Annotated in this window: 15 protein-coding genes and 1 rRNA gene; 6 read left to right on the top strand and 10 right to left on the bottom strand. The window is 71.1% G+C overall.

Features of this window, described 5'->3' with window-relative positions; all coding sequences use genetic code 11:
• The 8 genes from ACXR8F_RS18185 to ACXR8F_RS18150 form a co-directional block, all read right to left on the bottom strand.
• Positions 1-98, bottom strand: a 16S ribosomal RNA gene (locus ACXR8F_RS18185); the annotation flags it as partial.
• 637 nt (positions 99-735) lie between these two features.
• Positions 736-2,025, bottom strand: a complete 1,290-nt coding sequence (locus ACXR8F_RS18180; RefSeq protein ID WP_045187374.1) for a thymidine phosphorylase — start codon at positions 2,023-2,025, stop codon at positions 736-738.
• Positions 2,026-2,075: 50 nt separating this feature from the next.
• Positions 2,076-2,486: a cytidine deaminase gene (locus ACXR8F_RS18175; RefSeq protein WP_045187376.1), complete on the bottom strand. Its 411-nt coding sequence runs from the start codon at positions 2,484-2,486 to the stop codon at positions 2,076-2,078.
• A gap of 135 nt (positions 2,487-2,621) precedes the next feature.
• Positions 2,622-4,172, bottom strand: coding sequence for an ABC transporter ATP-binding protein (locus tag ACXR8F_RS18170; protein ID WP_458802624.1), 1,551 nt, complete (start codon positions 4,170-4,172; stop codon positions 2,622-2,624).
• Positions 4,169-5,158 carry an ABC transporter permease gene (locus ACXR8F_RS18165; protein ID WP_458802622.1) on the bottom strand — a complete coding sequence of 330 codons (990 nt, stop codon included), beginning with the start codon at positions 5,156-5,158 and terminating at the stop codon, positions 4,169-4,171. Before ACXR8F_RS18165 ends, ACXR8F_RS18170 begins: the two co-directional genes overlap by 4 nt.
• Position 5,159: 1 nt before the next feature.
• Positions 5,160-6,347 (bottom strand): ABC transporter permease, encoded by a 1,188-nt coding sequence (locus tag ACXR8F_RS18160; protein ID WP_052677039.1) that lies wholly within the window; start codon positions 6,345-6,347, stop codon positions 5,160-5,162.
• A gap of 159 nt (positions 6,348-6,506) precedes the next feature.
• Positions 6,507-7,574, bottom strand: coding sequence for a BMP family lipoprotein (locus tag ACXR8F_RS18155; protein WP_458802619.1), 1,068 nt, complete (start codon positions 7,572-7,574; stop codon positions 6,507-6,509).
• 123 nt (positions 7,575-7,697) lie between these two features.
• The gene (locus tag ACXR8F_RS18150) at positions 7,698-8,957 is read right to left on the bottom strand and encodes an amidohydrolase (RefSeq protein WP_458802617.1); all 1,260 of its coding nucleotides are present in this window, start codon (positions 8,955-8,957) and stop codon (positions 7,698-7,700) included.
• 70 nt (positions 8,958-9,027) lie between these two features.
• Here ACXR8F_RS18150 and ACXR8F_RS18145 point away from each other — a divergent pair, with 70 nt between their 5' ends.
• The 4 genes from ACXR8F_RS18145 to ACXR8F_RS18130 all read left to right on the top strand — a co-directional run bounded on the left by ACXR8F_RS18145 (position 9,028) and on the right by ACXR8F_RS18130 (position 12,707).
• Entirely contained in the window at positions 9,028-9,750 is a 723-nt protein-coding gene (locus ACXR8F_RS18145) for a (2Fe-2S)-binding protein (protein WP_458802615.1), read from the top strand.
• Between the two features lie 10 nt (positions 9,751-9,760).
• Positions 9,761-10,744, top strand: a complete 984-nt coding sequence (locus ACXR8F_RS18140; protein ID WP_045187386.1) for a pseudouridine-5'-phosphate glycosidase — start codon at positions 9,761-9,763, stop codon at positions 10,742-10,744.
• Entirely contained in the window at positions 10,741-11,622 is an 882-nt protein-coding gene (locus tag ACXR8F_RS18135; RefSeq protein WP_045187388.1) for a carbohydrate kinase family protein, read from the top strand. Before ACXR8F_RS18140 ends, ACXR8F_RS18135 begins: the two co-directional genes overlap by 4 nt.
• Before the next feature lie 419 nt (positions 11,623-12,041).
• Positions 12,042-12,707: an endonuclease domain-containing protein gene (locus ACXR8F_RS18130; RefSeq protein WP_458802612.1), complete on the top strand. Its 666-nt coding sequence runs from the start codon at positions 12,042-12,044 to the stop codon at positions 12,705-12,707.
• Positions 12,708-12,790: 83 nt separating this feature from the next.
• Here the strand turns inward: ACXR8F_RS18130 and ACXR8F_RS18125 are convergent, their stop codons facing one another.
• A complete protein-coding gene (locus ACXR8F_RS18125; RefSeq protein ID WP_458802610.1) occupies positions 12,791-14,383 on the bottom strand; it encodes an acyl-CoA mutase large subunit family protein in 1,593 nt (530 codons plus the stop codon).
• A 155-nt stretch (positions 14,384-14,538) separates the two neighbouring features.
• Positions 14,539-15,036, bottom strand: coding sequence for a GbsR/MarR family transcriptional regulator (locus ACXR8F_RS18120; RefSeq protein WP_045187393.1), 498 nt, complete (start codon positions 15,034-15,036; stop codon positions 14,539-14,541).
• An 81-nt stretch (positions 15,037-15,117) separates the two neighbouring features.
• Here ACXR8F_RS18120 and ACXR8F_RS18115 point away from each other — a divergent pair, with 81 nt between their 5' ends.
• Both ACXR8F_RS18115 and ACXR8F_RS18110 read left to right on the top strand, forming a co-directional pair.
• On the top strand, positions 15,118-16,071 hold the full coding sequence (locus ACXR8F_RS18115) for an ABC transporter ATP-binding protein (protein WP_458802607.1): 954 nt from the start codon (positions 15,118-15,120) through the stop codon (positions 16,069-16,071).
• Positions 16,068-17,672 (top strand): ABC transporter permease, encoded by a 1,605-nt coding sequence (locus ACXR8F_RS18110; protein ID WP_458802606.1) that lies wholly within the window; start codon positions 16,068-16,070, stop codon positions 17,670-17,672. Before ACXR8F_RS18115 ends, ACXR8F_RS18110 begins: the two co-directional genes overlap by 4 nt.
• Positions 17,673-17,741 lie beyond the last annotated feature (69 nt).

The raw sequence follows: 17,741 nt of genomic DNA, 5'->3' as shown, positions 1-17,741 counted from the left end.
CTGATCAGACCAAGCAAGCTTGATCGTCACCGTTCGACTTGCATGTGTTAAGCACGCCGCCAGCGTTCGTCCTGAGCCAGGATCAAACTCTCCGTTGATGTTCAAACACCCACCCCGAAAAGGAGTGAGCAAACTTTGAACCCGATGAAGGGTCCGAAAACCTGACTGAAGTCGAACAACCAGCTGTAAATAGCTAGAAGTTCAATTCAACCAAAGGATAATTCGTTCCGAACACCAACCCAGGCCACCCTCATGGATGACTCCGAGCCAGCCTCGGGACGAGGTAATTGGCATCGATTTTTGACACGCTGTTGAGTTCTCAAGAATCGGACACACACCATCAACCACCTCACCGAGGAGGCCTCCGGGGCAACCCTTCAAACTTACCCGCCTCAAGCTTGGGAGTCAAACCCGCGAACCAGCCTTCAGACCGTCCGGATCGACCCGCTTGGAATCAGCGGTTCTGCCCATCGAAACCGTCCGGATCACTCGGGCCTCGGCTCCATGGTCGTCCGAAACCTTACCGGATCAACCGGAGTGCTTCGGACCGTTCTCGTTCAGCCCCGGGACCGGCCAGCTTAGCTCGGTGATCTCTCACCGCCGCGGTGGCGTCCGTTCCTCCCTGTCGGGCTGACGAAGAGAACATTAACCGAGCCCTCGCGGATGACACAAATCCGCCTGCTCACATCCCCCGCTCACCGGCCCCGAAGGCCACTGACCTGCGGAAACGTCGACTCAGGACACGCGGTCGATGACGATCGGCGGCAGGTCGGGCCGCGACCCCTCGGGTGCGATGGTGAAGCCACCTTCGAGCGCCTCCAGCGCACGGGCGAACCGCTCCGGCTCGTCGGTGTGGAGCGTCATCAGCGGCTCGCCCCCACGCACCGTCGCGCCGGGCTTGTGGTGCAGCTCGACGCCGGCGCCGGCCTGGACCGGGTCCTCCTTGCGCGCCCGGCCGGCGCCGAGCCTCCAGGCGGCGACACCCACAGCGAGCGCGTCCAGCTGGACGAGCACCCCGTCGGCCGGAGCGAGCACCTGGTGCGTCTCCTTCGCCGTGGGCAGCTCTGCGTCCGGGTCGCCACCCTGCGCGCGGATCATGCGTCGCCAGACGTCCATGGCGCGCCCGTCAGCGAGCACGTCGGCAGGGTCGACGTCGTCCTTGCCGGCGCCGGCCACCATCTCGCGGGCCAGAGCCAGCGTCAGCTCTATGACGTCGCCGGGCCCGCCACCGGCGAGCACCTCGACGGACTCGCGCACCTCGAGGGCGTTGCCGGCCGTGAGCCCGAGCGGGGTCTCCATGTTGGTGAGCAGCGCCACCGTGTGCACGCCGGCGTCCTTGCCCAGCCGCACCATGGTCTCGGCGAGCTCGCGCGCCTGCTCCAGCTCCTTCATGAACGCGCCCGAGCCGACCTTGACGTCGAGCACGAGCGAGCCCGTGCCCTCGGCGATCTTCTTGCTCATGATCGAGGTGGCGATGAGGGGCACGCAGGACACGGTGCCCGTGACGTCGCGCAAGGCGTACAGCTTCTTGTCGGCGGGGGCGAGCCCCGTCCCCGCGGCGCAGATGACGGCGCCGACGTCCTCGAGCTGGCGCATCATCTGCTCGTTCGTGACGTCGGCGCGCCACCCGGGGATGGACTCGAGCTTGTCGAGGGTGCCACCGGTGTGGCCGAGGCCGCGACCGGAGAGCTGCGGCACCGCGACCCCGCACGCGGCCACGATCGGGGCCAGCGGGAGGGTGATCTTGTCGCCCACTCCCCCGGTCGAGTGCTTGTCGCTCGTCGGGCGCGAGAGGCCCGAGAAGTCGAGCCGCTCGCCGGAGCGGATCATCGCGTCGGCCCACCGCGCGATCTCACGGGGGTTCATGCCGTTGAGGTAGATCGCCATCGCGAGCGCCGACATCTGCTCCTCGGCGACGACGCCTCGGGTGTAGGCGTCGATGACCCAGTCGATCTGGGCGTCGGACAGCTCGGCCCGGTCGCGCTTGGCGGAAATGACGTCTACGGCATCGAAGGCTTCGCTCACCGGACCATCATGTCCCAGCGCGACCGCGCCCGGACCACCGACGGGTGCGTTCAGCCCTCGGCGCGACGCAGGTTGTCGGGACCGAACGCCTGGGGCAGCACCGCCGACATCGGCAGCACCCCCTCGGGCGTCATGAGCAGGCAGTCCGGGCCACCGTTCTCCCACAGCAGCTGCCGGCACCGGCCGCACGGCATGAGGGCCTGACCGTCGCCGCCGACGCAGTAGACGGCCGTGAGCAGACCACCGCCCGTGGCGTGCAGCTCGGACACCATGCCGCACTCGGCGCAGAGCGTCACGCCGTAGGCGGCGTTCTCGACGTTGCAGCCGGCGACGACCCGGCCGTCGCCCACGAGCCCGGCCACACCGACCCGGAAGTGCGAGTAGGGCGCGTACGCACGCTCCATGAGCTCGACCGCGCGCACGCGCAGCGACTCCCAGTCGACGTGCGCCCCGGCGGCCATGGGGGCGTCGTCGGACCCCGCCGGCCCGGCCCCGGCCGTATGCCGCCCTGCTGGCTGGGCGGCATACGGCTCGGTGGTCGGTGACCCGGCGGGTGCGGTGGCTTCGGGAACGGCTCCCTCGGACACGGGTGGCACCTAGTGGTCACCCGCCATGAGCCGGCCGATCTCGGTGCGGTCGGCGTCGCTGCCGGGCATCTCGGCGACGACCTTGCCGCCGTGGATGACGGCGATGCGGTCTGCGAGCGAGAGCACCTCGTCGAGCTCGGCGGACACGAGCAGCACCGCGGCGCCCTCGTCGCGGGCGGCGACGATGCGGCGGTGGATGAACTCGATGGAGCCGACATCGACTCCGCGGGTCGGCTGGGCCGCCATGAGCAGCTTGGGCCCGAAGCTCATCTCGCGAGCGACGACGACCTTCTGCTTGTTGCCTCCCGACAACGAGCCCGCCATGGCGGTCACGCCGGCAGCGCGGATGTCGAACTCCTGGAAGAGGGCCTCCGCGTTCTTGCGCACCTCGTCGAAGTCGCGCACGAACCCGTTCGCGAACGGCTTCTCCGAGAACCGGTTGAGCACGAGGTTGTCGGCGAGCGAGTACGAGGCGACGAGGCCGTGTCGCTCGCGGTCCTCGGGGATGTGGCCGACACCCGCGACGTGGGTGTCGTGGGGGTTCGCCTTGGTGATGTCCTTGCCGAGCAGGTCGATGCGGCCGGACTGCGGCGGCCGCATGCCGGCGATGGCTTCCACGAGCTCGCGCTGGCCGTTGCCCTCGACACCGGCCACGCCGACGATCTCGCCGGCTCGGACGTCGAGCGAGAAGCCGTCGACGGCCCGCAGGTTGCGGTCGTCGAGGACGACGAGGTCCTTGATCGACAGCACCTCGTCGCCGGGCGTCGCCTCGTCCTTGTCGACGCGCAGCACGACGTCGCGACCGACCATCATCGTGGCCAGGCCACGCGCGTCGGTGTCGGCCGTGGCCACCTCACCGACGACAGCGCCCTGGCGCAGCACGTAGACACGGTCGGCCGCTGCGAGCACCTCGCGCAGCTTGTGGGTGATGAAGACGATCGACGTCCCGCTCGCCGCCAGCTCCTTCATGACCGAGAGCAGCTCGTCGGTCTCCTGGGGAGTGAGCACGGCGGTCGGCTCGTCGAGGATCAGCAGGTCGACCCGGCGCGAGAGCGCCTTGAGGATCTCGACGCGCTGCTGCGTGCCGACGGGGAGGTCCTCGACCTCGGCGTCGGGGTCGACCTTCAGGCCGTGCTTGGCCGAGAGCTCGCGCACGAGCTTGCGAGCGCCCTCGATGTCGAGGACGCCCCGGCTCGTCGTCTCGTGGCCGAGGACCATGTTCTCGGCCACCGTCATGACCGGCACCAGCTGGAAGTGCTGGTGCACCATGCCGATGCCGCGGCGGATGGCGTCGCGGGGGTCCTTGACCGGCGAGGCGTCGCCCTTGATCGTGATCGTGCCCTCGTCGGGCTTGACCAGGCCGAAGATCTGCTTGACCAGCGTCGACTTGCCGGCACCGTTCTCACCGAGCAGGGCGACGATCTCGCCCCGTCGGACGTGCAGGCTGATGTCGCGGTTGGCCCGGACGGTGCCGTAGGACTTGGACAGCCCGGCGATGTCCAGCAGCCGCTCGGCCTCCTGCTGCGCCTCGTGCTGGACCGTTGCGGTGGGCTGGCTCACGAGCCCTCTCCCTTCACGAACGGCTGCCCGACGGCTCCCGGCGCCCGCACGCGGCCGGCGGCGACCGCCAGCACGACGAGGGTCAGCAGGTAGGGCAGGAGGGTGATGAACTGCTGCGGGATGTTGATGACGCCCTGCAGCTGCGAGGCGAGCGCGTTGGTGAAGCCGAAGAACAGCGCCGCCGCGAAGACGCGGAGCGGTCGCCACCCGCCGAAGATGAGGATGGCGAGCGCGAGGAAGCCTCGCCCGGCCGTCATGCCGCGCTCGAAGCCGGCCGTCGCCTCCATCGAGAGGAAGGCGCCGGCCGCACCGGCGAAGATGCCGCCGATGGTGACGTTGACCAGGCGCATCCGGATCACGTCGATGCCGGCGGTGTCAGCAGCGGACGGGTACTCCCCGATGGACCGGGTGCGCAGGCCCCACCGGGTGCGGAACAGCGCGAAGTGCACGACCGGGACGGACAGGAGCGCGAACAGCGCGATCGGGCCGGTCTGGAAGAACACGTCGCCGATGAGCGGGATCTGCGAGAGCAGCGGGATGTCCCACTGCGGCATGTTCGCCGAGAGGACCTTGCCGGGCCGGTAGAAGAACGACGTGAGGCCGGTCGCCACGATGTTGATGACGACACCGGCGATGATCTGGTCCATCAGGCCCTTGACCGTGGTCAGGGCCAGGAAGGCACCCATGACGATGCCCGAGAGCATGCCGACCAGGATGCCGACGACGAGCGAGCCGCTCGCCGCCGCGGAGAAGAAGGCGGCGAAGGCGGCGACGAGCATCTGGCCCTCGATGCCGATGTTGACCACGCCGGACCGTTCGCCGACGACGCCCGTGAGGGCGCCGAGCACGAGGGGCACGGCGAAGAACCACGCGCCCTTGAACATCGACGTGGCGACGTTCTCGTTGACGGCGTGGAAGATGAAGGCGGCGACGAGCAGGACGACGATCGAGCCGGCCGCGACCTGGTTGCGCTTGAGCCACTCCATGTCAGGACCCCCAGCTCGTCGCGAGCGCGGAGGACTTGGCGGTGTGCCGGCGGAAGATCAGCTTGGCGATGATCGGCAGCGACACGAGCAGCAGCGTGATCGCGAGGAGCATGTCGACGATCTCGGGCTGGATGCCGGTGTTGAACATGAGGTTCGACGATCCGGCACGCAGTGCGCCGACGAGCAGCGCCGCGGGGATGGTGCCGAGCGGACTGGAACGCGCCAGCAGGGCGATGGTGATGCCGTCGAAGCCGAGCGACCCGGCGATGCCGTCCTGGTAGCGGTACGGGTCGATCCCCAGGTACTCGACCGAGCCGGCGAGCCCGGCGAGGCCACCGGCGATCGCCATCGCGAGGACGATCATCCCGCTCAGCTTGATGCCGGCGTACGAGGCGGCGTGACGGTTGCGACCGATCGTCTCGAACTGGAACCCGAGAGTCGTGCGGCGCAGCATCCACGCGACGGCGAGCGCGAGCACGAGCGCGATCGGCAGGCCGATCGGCACGACGCCCAGCGGCACGAAGCGGGAGGCCTCGGGCGCCGGGAAGGACGCCGGGTAGGCCGACGAGGGGTCCTTGAGCGGGCCGTTGACGAGGTAGTCGATGAGGCCCGCGGCGATCGAGTTGAGCATGATCGTCGAGATGACCTCGTGGACGCCGCGGGTCGCCTTGAGAGCGCCGGCGATCGAGGCCCACATCGCACCGGCGAGGATGCCGGCGACCATCGCGACGATCGCGACGACGACGCCCGGCGCCTCGCGCACGGCGTGCGCCGTGGCGGCGGCGGCGATGGCGCCGGCCATGAGCTGGCCCTGCGCGCCGATGTTGAAGAGGCCGACGCGGAGCGGGATGACGACCGCGAGACCGCAGAGGATCAGCGGCACCATCTTCTCGAAGGTGCCCTGCAGGCCGTCCGCCGTCAGGAAGGAGTACTTGAAGAGCGTCTCGTACGCGAAGGTGGGGTTGACGCCCTGGGCGCGGATCAGGACCGCGCCGATGGCGAGCGCGGCCACCACGGCCACGAGGGGCACGATGATCGACTGCTCGCGGACGAGGAGTCCCAGCACTCCGGTGGGTGGCGGCGGTGCGCCGCGCTCGGGCACGACCGGCGGCGGTGTCGCCTCCGTGGTCGGCTGCGTGGTCACGGCGCCGTGGTCGGCGCCTGACGGCTCATCTCTCGGATCGGCCATCTCGGACCTCTCGACTCCTTGTCTGGACCTGTGTCTGTGGTGCACGCCGTCTCACCGGCGCAGAACGACGTCGAGCGGGTGCCCCTGTGGAGCACCCGCTCGACTTTCGTCATGACGGGACTCTAGTGCCCACCCCGTCAGGGGTCATTCGGTTGCGGTTCAGCCCGCCTTGTAGCCCGTCGCCTCCGAGCCGTCCTCGAGCTTCTTGACGATGTCGGCGACCTTGGTCTTCACGTCGGCCGGGACCTTGCTGTCGAAGTCGTGGAAGGCGGAGATGCCGGCGGTGCCGAAGAAGTTGCCCGGCTTGATCGTGTTGCTCTTGATCTGCTTGAGCAGCTCGCCGATGCCGTCCTTCTCGTGCTTCTCGGCCGAGGTGATCAGGCACGGGTGCGCGGCCGGCAGGGTGTCCCACTGGTCGAGGTCGACACCGATGCAGAAGATCTTGTCGCCGGCGCCGGCCGTCTTCGCGGCCTCCTGGAGCGCGCCGTTGCCCGTGTTGCCACCGGCACCGAAGATGAAGTCCGCGCCCTGCGCGAGCATCTTCTTGGCCTCACCGGCACCCCACACGGGGTCGTTGAAGGCGGTGTTGCCGGCCGGGTGGTAGACCTTCGAGACCGTGACGGACGGGTTGGCGGCCTTGGCGCCGTTCTCGTAGCCGGCGGCGTACGCCTGGGTCGGCGGGATCTCCTGGCCGAGGACGACGCCGATCTTGTTCGACTTCGTCATGAGACCGGCGAGGTAGCCGGCGGCGTAGCCCGCCTGGTCCTCGTGGAAGATCAGGCCCGTGACGTTCGGGACGACCGGGTCGGCCTGGAACTGGTCGAAGCCGATGAACTTGGTGTTGGGGTACTGCTTGCCCGCGGCGCGGGTCGCGTCACCCATGAGGAAGCCGACGGTGACGATGACGTCGTACTTCGCGTCGGTGAACTGCTTGATGTTCTTCGCGTAGTCCTTGGGGTCGGTCGTCTCGACGAACTTCGTCTGCGCGCCCAGCTCGCCCTTGACCTGCTCGACGCCCTCCCAGGCGGCCTGGTTGAAGCCCTTGTCGTCAACCTTGCCGACGTCGGTCACGAGGCCGACGCAGAACACCTCAGCGCTCGAGCAGTCGCCCGAGGCGGCGGTGTTCGTGCCCCCGCCGCCGCCGGAGCCGGTGGACGGGCCGGTGGACCCACCACAGCCAGCGAGTGCGGCGACCAGTCCGGCCGCGACGACCGCACTCAACTTCACATGTGAACGCAAGGCGCTCTCCTTCAGTCCGACGGGCCGACGACGACATCGGCCCAGATAGCACGGAACTGTAGACCCCGCCACGACAAGATCTGAGCGCCTCAAGGCAAGTCGCAGGAAGTGTTATCGATCCGCGACCGCGCTCAGCGGAGAGACGCCGCCGAGGGCCGGCGTGCCGGCCAGCTGGGCCGCCGCGGAGAACACGACACCGGCCAGAGTGCGGGCTCCGACGACGATCGCGCCCTCGTCGATGACGAGGTCGCCGCGGTGCAGGTCGTAGGTCGGGCCTCCCGGCGAGCGGGTGCCCAGGCGGGCCATCGCGCCCGGGATGTGGGTGAGGTACCACGCGAAGTCCTCGCCGCCGAGGGACTGCGGGGTCGGCGCCACGAAGGCGCCCGTGCCGGTCACCGCCGCGGTCAGCGCGTCGATGCAGCCGGCGTCGTTGACGACGGGCGGCACGCCCTTGGTGATCGACACCTCGGCCTGTACGGCATACGGCCTGACGACCTCGTGCACCACGGCCTCGAGGAGGCGCTCGACGCCCTCCCAGATGCCGGCGTCGAGCATGCGCAGCGTGCCGCCGACCTTGCCCGAGGCCGGGATGACGTTGTGCGCGCCGCCGGAGTGGATGGAGCCCCAGACGAGCGCGGCGCCCGCGCGGGGGTCGAGACGGCGCGACAGCACGGCCGGCACGTCGGTGACGACCTTCGCGAGGGCGTACGTGAGGTCCTGCGTCAGGTGCGGCCGTGACGTGTGGCCGCCGCGGCCCGAGAGGGTCACCTCGACCTGGTCGGCGGCCGCGGTGATGGCGCCGACGCGCAGGCCGACCTGGCCCGCGTCGAGGTTGGGGTCGCAGTGCAGCGCGAAGATGCGGTCGACGCCGACGAGCCCGTCCTGCGCGACGACGTCCTCGGCGCCGCCGGGCATCAGCTCCTCGGCGGGCTGGAAGACGAGGCGCGCACCGATGCCGGCGTCGACGAGGCGGCTCTCGGTCGCCTTGAGCGCGAGGGCCGCGCCGAGCAGGGCGCTCGTGTGCACGTCGTGCCCGCACGAGTGGCTGACACCGTCGGTCTGCGAGGCGAAGTCGAGCCCGGTCTGCTCGCGGATCGGCAGCGCGTCGAGGTCGGCGCGCAGCGCGATGCGGTGCTCGGGCTTGGGGGCGCCGAGGTCGGCGACGAGACCCGTGCCGCGCAGCCGGCGCACGGCGATGCCCGCGCGCTCGAGGCGCTCGGCGACCACTGCGGTGGTGCGCACCTCGCCGCGGCCGAGCTCGGGGTGGGTGTGCAGGTCGCGGCGGATCGTGACGAGCTCCTGGGCGTGCTGCTGGACGGTTCGGGCGACGGCCTCGAAGGGCAGCGAGAGGGAGCGGTCGGTCACGAGCACGGGATTCTAGCGAGAGGATGGTCGCGGTCCCCGCCGAACCGGTGGCGACGGCGAGGCGGGAGGGGACCGCATGGAGGTCGAGCGACAGCACGATCGGGTCGACGCCACCCTCGACGCATCCCTCGGTGCGGACGCCGTGCGGCACGTCGTCGACCGGGTCGACCGCGCCCTCCCCTTCACCACCGCCAGCTGCGCCGGCTCGCCCGCCACGGTGTGGTTCGGCGACGTGCTCGCCCACGTGCGCGCCGGCTCGGATCCGCTGCGGCCGTGGCGCGACGCGCTCGGCGGACAGATGTCGCAGCGCCACGGGGTCCCGGTGCGGCCGCACGTGCCGGCGGCCTTCGTGCTGCAGTGGTGGTGCGAGGTCGCCGCCACTCCCCTTGCGTATGCCGCCGCGCTCGGTCCCTGGGTCCTTGCGCCGTCGCCTGCCGGGCTGGGTTTCGAGCTCGCGGTCGGTCTCAACCCCCACCGGGTCGTCGTCGCGCCGGGCCGCACGTCCCTCACGGCCGAGGCCGACCCGGCCCGGCGTCTGGAGCTCTGCCGGACGGCATACCTCGGGCTCGTGTCGGAGGTCGTGACGGCATACGCCCCCGACGTCAAGATGAGCTCGCGGCAGCGTTGGGGCGTCGTGTCGGACATGTGGGACACGGCCGTGCGGCTCGCGCACGGCGCCGCCGGCGAGGGCGTCGGGCCGGAGCCGACGCGGGTGTCGTGCTGCTTCATCTACGCGCTGCCGGGGATGCGGGAGTGCGCGGCCTGCCCCCGCAGCGGCCGGGGCGCCTTGCGTCACTAGGGTGGCCGCCATGTCTGCGCACCTGCCGCACCTGCCGCACCTGCCGTCGTCAGATCTCGTCGTCGTGCACGAGGACGTGCGTGACGCCCTGGACGCCGGCGTCGGTGTCGTCGCGCTCGAGTCGACCATCCTCGCGCACGGGCTCCCCCACCCCGACAACATCGAGATCGCGGCACAGATCGAGGACGCCGTGCGCGCAGGCGGCTCGGTGCCCGCGACGATCGCGGTGCTCGACGGCGTGGTGCACATCGGCCTGGGCGCGACCGAGGTCGAGCGCGTGTGCACCGATCCCGACATCGCGAAGCTGTCGGTGCGCGACGTGGGCGTCGCAACGGCGCTGGGGCGGTCGGGTGCCACGACGGTGGCGTCGACCTCGGCCCTGGCCAACCTCGCCGGCATCCGCGTCTTCGCGACCGGCGGCCTCGGCGGCGTGCACCGGGGCGCCTCCGAGACGTTCGACGTGTCGGCCGACCTCGGCGTCATCGCCTCGACCCCCGTCCTCGTCGTGTGCGCCGGGGTGAAGTCGATCCTCGACGTGGCCGGCACCCTCGAGACCCTCGAGACACTGTCGGTGCCGGTGCTCGGCTACCGCACCGACGCCTTTCCGGGCTTCTACCTCTCGGACTCGGGCCAGCCCGTGCCGTGGCGGGTGGAGTCGGCAGAGGAGGCCGCGCGGGTCGTCGTCGCGCGCGACCGGCTCGGCACCGACGCCGCCGGCGTCGTCCTCGCGAACCCGCTGCCCGCCGACCGGCAGGTCGACCGCGAGCTGCACGACCGCCTCGTCGCCGAGGGCCTGGCGCTGCTCGAGCGCGAGGGCGTGCACGGCAAGGACGTGACACCCCGCCTGCTCGAGTTCTTCCACGACAACTCCGGTGGCGAGTCGCTCCGCGCGAACGTCGAGCTCGTGCTCGCCAACGCCCGGCTGGCCGGCGAGGTCGCCGCCGAGGTCGCACGGCTCTCGGGTCCCGGTGGCGACCGGGACCTGCAGGCATGACCGCTCGTCCGGTCGTCGTGGTCGGGGACGTCGGGCTCGACGTCATCACGAGGCCCACCGGCGAGATCCAGTGGCACTCCGACACGCCCTCGGCCGTCACGCTCGTGCCCGGTGGCGCCGGCGGCAACTCGGCGTCGTGGCTCGCCGGGCTCGGGGCATCGGTGACACTCGTGGCCCGCGTCGGTGCGGACGCCGCGGGGTCGACGTGCCGACGAGAGCTCGAGGGCTCGGGTGTGACGTGCGCCTTCGCCGTCGACCCGACGCTGCCCACGTGCATGGTCGTGATCCTGCTCGACGCCCACGGCGACCGCACGATGTTCCCCGACCGCGGCGCCAACAAGGCGTTCTCGGTGGACGACGTCGACCTCGCGTCGCTGGGGCTCCCGGCCGACGGGCCACGACCGCACCTGCACCTCAGTGGCTACGTGCTCTTCGACGCGGGGTCGCGAGCGGCCGGGCTCGAGTCGCTGCGCCAGGCCCGTGAGCTCGGGTGGTCGACGTCGGTCGACCCGCAGTCGCCGGCGCTCATCGAGCGCGAGGGCGCCGGCACGTTCCTGTCGTGGGTGTCCGGCGTGGACCTGCTGCTGCCCAACGAGAGCGAGGTCGCGGCGCTCGGCGGGATGGGCAAGATCCTCGAGCACGCGAGCGAGGTCGTCGCCACCTACGGCGCGGCGGGCGCGCGGTGGGTCGGCCACAGCGTCGACGTCTCCACCGAGGCGCCCCACGTCGAGAACGTCGACGCCACCGGGTGCGGCGACGCCTTCAACGCCGGCCTGCTGTCGGCCTGGCTGCGCGGCGAGGACCGCGCTTCGGCGCTGCGTTCCGGGGTCGCCGCCGGGAGCGCCGCGGCCGCCCGGGTGGGCGCCCGACCCAGCTAGGGACGGCGATCCCGGCCGGACGGCATACGGCGTCGGAGGTCACTTCGGCCGGATTGAATGGGCGAACGTGCCCCGGGGACCGGGTTCCGCGTTTGGTTCCGGCCGACCGATCCTGTGGAGGACACCGGAAGGGCGCAGCCCGGACAGGGCACCATCGACCGATGCGCGCGGTGGATGCCTTGGTCCGACTCGGCGGTGCGGCGACCCGGAGACAGCTCCGGCGGGCTCGGGTGCACGGCCGCCACCTCGATGCGGCGCTCGCCGCGGGCCTCGTCGTGCGGACGTCGCACGGGCACTACTGCGTGGTCGGCACCGATGCCGCTCACGCCGCGGCGCACCGGCTCAGCGGTGCCGCGTCGCACACCACCGCCGCTCTGCACTGGGGATGGAAGGTGCGGCTGACCCCTCACGAGCCGCACGTGACGGTGCGGGCCAAGCGGAGTCTGCCAGTGGACGCCGGCAGAGGAGTGGCCCTGCACTGGCGCGACCTGGACGCCGACGATGTTGTCGAAGGCTGGGTGACGACTCCGGTGCGCACGGTCATCGACTGCTGCCTCGACCTGCCCCTCGCCGACGCCCTTTCCGTCGTCGACTCTGCCCGGCGCGCAGGCCAGCGGCCCTCGGAGGTGCTGGCACGCAGCGCGTGGCTGCCGAAGCGCCAGCGCGACAAGGTCGCGCGCGTCCTGTCGGTGTCGAGCGCCGGGGCGGCGGGCCCGTTCGAGTCGTCGCTTCGCGCGATCGCCCTAGATGTGCCGGGGATCGTGGTCGAGCCGCAGGTGCGGATCCGCTACGACGAGTTCTATGCACGCGTCGACTTGGCCGACGAGGACCTCCGGATCGGGCTGGAGGCCGACAGCCACGAGTTCCACACCGGGCGCAAGGCGTTCGACCGCGACTGCCGCCGCTACAACGCCCTGGTCGTCCGGGACTGGCTCGTGCTGCGCTTCACGTGGGAGCAGGTGATGTTCCAACCGGAGGTGGTCCGCCGAGCCATCGAGGACCTCGTGGCGCTACGGCGATCGCAGGGTCTGTGGCGGCTGCGGACGGGCCGACTGGCCGGATCGAACCGGCGAAAGGCCTCGTGAGCCCGGTTTCGGCCCTTCGTTCCGGCCAGTCGGCGCGGCACGGCAATCAGGCACACGGCATACGCGGGCGTATGCCGTGTGGGTCAGAAGGTCTCGCGGGGCTGGTAGGTGCCCCACACCTCGCGCAGCGCGTGGGCCACCTCGCCGCCGGTGGCCCGGGCCGCGAGCGCCTCCTTCATCGGGTAGAGCACGTTCTCCGTGCCACGGGCGGCCTCCTGCAGCCGGGCGAGGGCGGCGTCGACGGCGTCGTTGTCGCGGTCGGCGCGCAGGGCCTCGAGGCGGGCCCGCTGGTCGGCCTCGATCGTGGGGTCGACCCGCAGCGGCTCGTAGTGGTCCTCCTGGTCGAGGGTGAAGCGGTTGACGCCGACGACGGTGCGCTCGCCGCCGTCGATCTCGAGCTGCACGCGGTAGGCGGAACGCTCGATCTCGGACTTCTGGAAGCCCTGCTCGATGGCCGCGACGGCCCCGCCCTTGTCCTCGACCTGCTGGATGAGGTCGAGCACGGCGGCCTCGATCTCGTCGGTCATCGACTCTACGACGTACGAACCGGCAAACGGGTCAACGGTTTTCGTCACGTCTGTCTCGTAGGCGATGACCTGCTGGGTGCGCAGCGCGAGGCGCGCGGCCTTCTCGGTCGGGAGCGCGATCGCCTCGTCGAAGCTGTTCGTGTGCAGCGACTGCGTGCCGCCGAGCACCGCGCCGAGGCCCTGGAGGGCGACGCGGACGAGGTTGACCTCGGGCTGCTGGGCGGTGAGCTGCACGCCGGCCGTCTGGGTGTGGAAGCGCAGCATCATCGACTTCGGGTTCTGGGCGCCGAAGTCCTCCTTCATGATCCGCGCCCAGATGCGTCGGGCCGCACGGAACTTCGCGACCTCCTCGAGCAGCGTCGTGCGGGCGACGAAGAAGAAGGAGAGCCGGGGCGCGAAGTCGTCGACGTGCAGCCCGGCGGCCTGGGCGGCGCGGACGTACTCGATGGCGTTGGCGAGGGTGAACGCGATCTCCTGCACGGGCGTCGCGCCGGCCTCGGCCATGTGGTAGCCGCTGATGGAGATGGTGTTCCAGCGCGGCATCTCCTTGTGGCAGTAGGCGAAGACGTCCGCGATGAGGCGCAGCGACTCGCGCGGCGGGTAGATGTAGGTGCCGCGGGCGATGTACTCCTTGAGCACGTCGTTCTGGATCGTGCCCGTGAGCTGGTCGCCCGCCACGCCCTGCCCCTCTGCGACGAGCTGGTAGAGCAGGAGCAACGTCGAGCCGGGCGCGTTGATCGTCATCGACGTGGAGATCTTGTCGAGCGGCAGCCCGTCGAAGAGGGTGCGCATGTCGTCGAGGCTGTCGATCGCGACGCCGACCTTGCCGACCTCGCCGTGCGCGATCGGCTCGTCGGAGTCGTAGCCCATCTGGGTCGGCAGGTCGAAGGCGACCGACAGGCCACCGGTGCCCGCCTTGACGAGCTGGTGGTAGCGCTCGTTGCTCTCCTTGGCCGTGCCGAATCCGGCGTACTGGCGCATCGTCCACGGCCGGCCGGTGTACATCGACGGGTAGACGCCGCGGGTGAAGGGGTAGCTGCCGGGGGCGCCGAGCTTGGCCGCGGGGTCGAAGCCGGCGAGCGCCGAGGCGTCGTAGACAGGCTCGATGGGCAGGTCGGACTCGGAGCGCGCGCCAGTGCTGTCAGCCATGGTGCCGAGCGTATCGGCGCCCGGGTCGGCGCCCGCCCCCCGCGTGACGAACGTCGCCGATCTCACGTCACCGAGGGCGTATGCCGCCGGGCGGGCTCCTGGACCAGGGTGGCGTCGGGGGCCGGTGAGGCGGCATACGTCGGCCTCTCGACGGGTCAGGGGTCGACGGGCCAGTCGGCGGTGATCTGAGCGCGGCGGCGCTCCCAGCTCGCGTGCATCGTGGCCATCTCGCGGGCGATGTGGTCGAGGAACTCCACCGACACGGCGAGCCGGCGCCCGGCAGCGCTGCCGACGCCCCCGACGGCGTCGAGCCCGGACCGGACCGAGGACTCCATCTGGCTGAGCAGGCGGTCGCGGCTCAGCATCGCGTCGTGCCAGGCGTCGAGGTGCACGACGTAGACGTCGCGCCGCGAGCCGCGCTCGCGCTCCTTGCCGATGAGGTGGGTCTGCGTCAGGTACTGGACCGCACCGGACACGGCGGCAGGGCTGACGTCCAGCGCCTCGGTGAGCTCGAGGGCGGTCATGCGGCCGTCGTCGTCGGCGAGCAGCTGCGCGAAGACCCGCGACGCGAGCCGAGGCATGCCGGCCTCGGTCAGCACGTTGCCGAAGCGTTCCACGTAGGCGGCCACGGCCCGCTCGTCGCGATCACCCATCGTCACTCCTTCGCCGTCGGCCCCGTCGTTCTGTCGCTCATAGTATTCAGGAAACCGTGAATCCTGTGTACCGTCGATGTCATGACCTCCGCGATCCAGGTCCGGGACCTGCGCAAGACGTTCGGCCGCACGGTCGCCCTCGACGGGCTCGACCTCGAGGTGTCGACCGGAGAGATCCACGGCTTCCTCGGGCCCAACGGCGCCGGCAAGTCGACGACGATCCGCATCCTGCTCGGCCTGCTCCGCTCCGACGGCGGCACTGCGACGTTGCTCGGCGGCGACCCCTGGCGTGAGGTCGAGACGCTGCACCGCCGACTCGCCTACGTGCCCGGCGACGTCGCGCTCTGGCCCAACCTCACCGGGGGCGAGGTGATCGACCTGCTCGGCAAGCTGCGTGGTGGGCTCGACGAGAAGCGCCGGGCCGACATGCTCGAGCGCTTCGACCTCGACCCGACGAAGAAGGGCCGCTCCTACTCCAAGGGCAACCGCCAGAAGGTCGCCCTCGTCGCGGCGCTGTCGTCGGACGTCGAGCTGCTCATCCTCGACGAGCCCACCTCGGGCCTCGACCCGCTCATGGAGGCCGCGTTCAAGGAGGCCGCCCGCGAGCGCCGCCGGCAGGGCACGACCATCCTGCTGTCGAGCCACATCCTCAGCGAGGTCGAGTCCCTGTGCGACCGGGTGAGCATCATCCGCGAAGGGCGCAACGTCGAGTCGGGCACGCTCGAGCAGCTGCGGCACCTGTCGCGCACCACCGTCGAGGCGACGCTCGAGCGGCCCATCGCCGCCGACCAGCTGCACGCGGTGCCCGGGCTCGCCGACGTCGCGGTCACCGACCACCACGTCGTGTGCGCCGTCGAGACCCAGCACCTCGGTGGGCTGCTCGCCCTGCTGGGCCAGCACGGCATCAAGACCCTCACGAGCGCTCCCCCGACGCTCGAAGAGCTCTTCATGGACCAGTACCGCGCCAGACCCGTTGCAGCACAAGGCAGTTCGGCTGGACCCAGATCGACGGCCGAGGCGGCGACGACACGATGAGCACCTTCGCCGGCACCGGGTCGCTTTTGCGCCTCGCCTCGCGCCGCGACCGCCTGCTCATCCCCGTCAGCGTGCTCGCGATCGTGGCCTTCGCCGCGGGGTCGGCCCGGGCCACGATCGACCTCTACCCCAGCCTGTCGAGCGCGCTGGAGATCATCCGCCCGCTCGTGGCCAACCCGGCCAGCGTCGCGCTCTACGGCCCGATGACCAGCCTGACGCTCGACTCCTTCGCCGTCTTCAAGTCGGTGCTGCTCGGTGGCGTCTTCGTGTGCCTGCTCGCGTACATCGTCGTGCGGCGGCACACCCGCACCGAGGAGGAGGCCGGCCGGCTCGAGCTGCTCGGCGCCGGCGCCATCGAACGCCGGTCACCGCTGACCGCCGCGCTCCTCCTCGGCACCGCGACGGTGGTGGCGACGTCCGCGCTCACCGCCGCGGCCCTCGCCGCCGTCGGACTCGATGCCCGCGGCTCCTTCGCCTTCGGGGTCTGCTGGCTGGTCATGGGGTTGTCGTGGGTCGGGATCACCGCGGTCGCGGCCCAGCTCGCCGAGACCACCCGCGGCACGGCCGCCCTCTCCCTCGGCGCCCTCGGGGCCGCCTTCCTGCTGCGCGCCCTGGGCGACACCGCCGGCGACGACAACCCGGTGCGTTTCCTCACGTGGCTCTCGCCCCTCGGCTGGGGCCAGAAGGTCTCGCCCTACGGCGACAACCGGCTGTGGCCCTTCTGGCTCGGCCTCGCCGCCTTCGTGCTGCTCGTCGCGCTCGCCTACCGCCTGCAGGAGCGCCGAGACCTCGGCGCCGGCCTGCTGCCGAGCCGCCCGGGCCGACCCCGCGGCTCGATGCGCAGCGTCGGCGCGCTGACGACGCGGCTCGCGCGCGGCACCCTGATCGGCTGGGGCGTCAGCGCCGTCGTCATCGGGTCGGTCGTCGGCTCGATCGCCGCGAACCTCGAGTCGCTCAACGGATCCGACACCACCCTCGACCTGCTGCGCAAGCTGTCGGGGGCAGCGGGCGCACAGGTGGAGCTCATCGACGTCTTCTTCACGACCGAGCTGCACATCATCGCGCTCGCCGTCGCCGCCATGGGCATCTCGATCGTGACGCGGCTGCGGACCGAGGAGACCTCGTTGCGCGCGGAGATGCTGCTCACGACGACATCCCGCCTCGCCTGGGCCGTCTCGCACCTGCTCGTCGCCCTCACCTCGACGGCCGTCGTCATGGCCCTCGTCGGCCTGGTCGCAGGAGCCGCCGACTCCCAGCGGACCGGCGACGTCGCGGCGTCCGTCGGCCGGCTCGTGCCGGCAGCTCTCGTCACGGTGCCCGCCATCTGGGTCTGCGTGGCCGTGGCGCTGCTGCTCGTCGGCTGGGTGCCGCGCCTCACCGGGCTGTCCTGGGCTGCCCTCATCACCTTCCTGCTGCTCAGCGAGCTCGTCCCGGTGCTCGGTCTGCCCGACTGGATGATGAACCTCTCCCCCTTCGGCCACGTGCCGTCGATGCCGGCCCAGAAGGGGCGCGTGCTGCCGCTCGTCCTGCTCGTCGCGGTCGCGGCCGCCGTGGCGGCGGCAGGGCTGGCAGGCCTGCGCCGTCGCGACATCCACGCCTGACGGCATACGCCCGAGGACGTATGCCGTCCCCCGCCCACCCACGTCACCCGCCGGTCGCGCGCGTTCCAC

The sequence above is a fragment of the Terrabacter sp. AAH1 genome (genome assembly GCF_054456855.1).
Note: the sequence above shows the minus strand (reverse complement) of the source record. Positions and strands in the feature narration are given on the sequence as shown.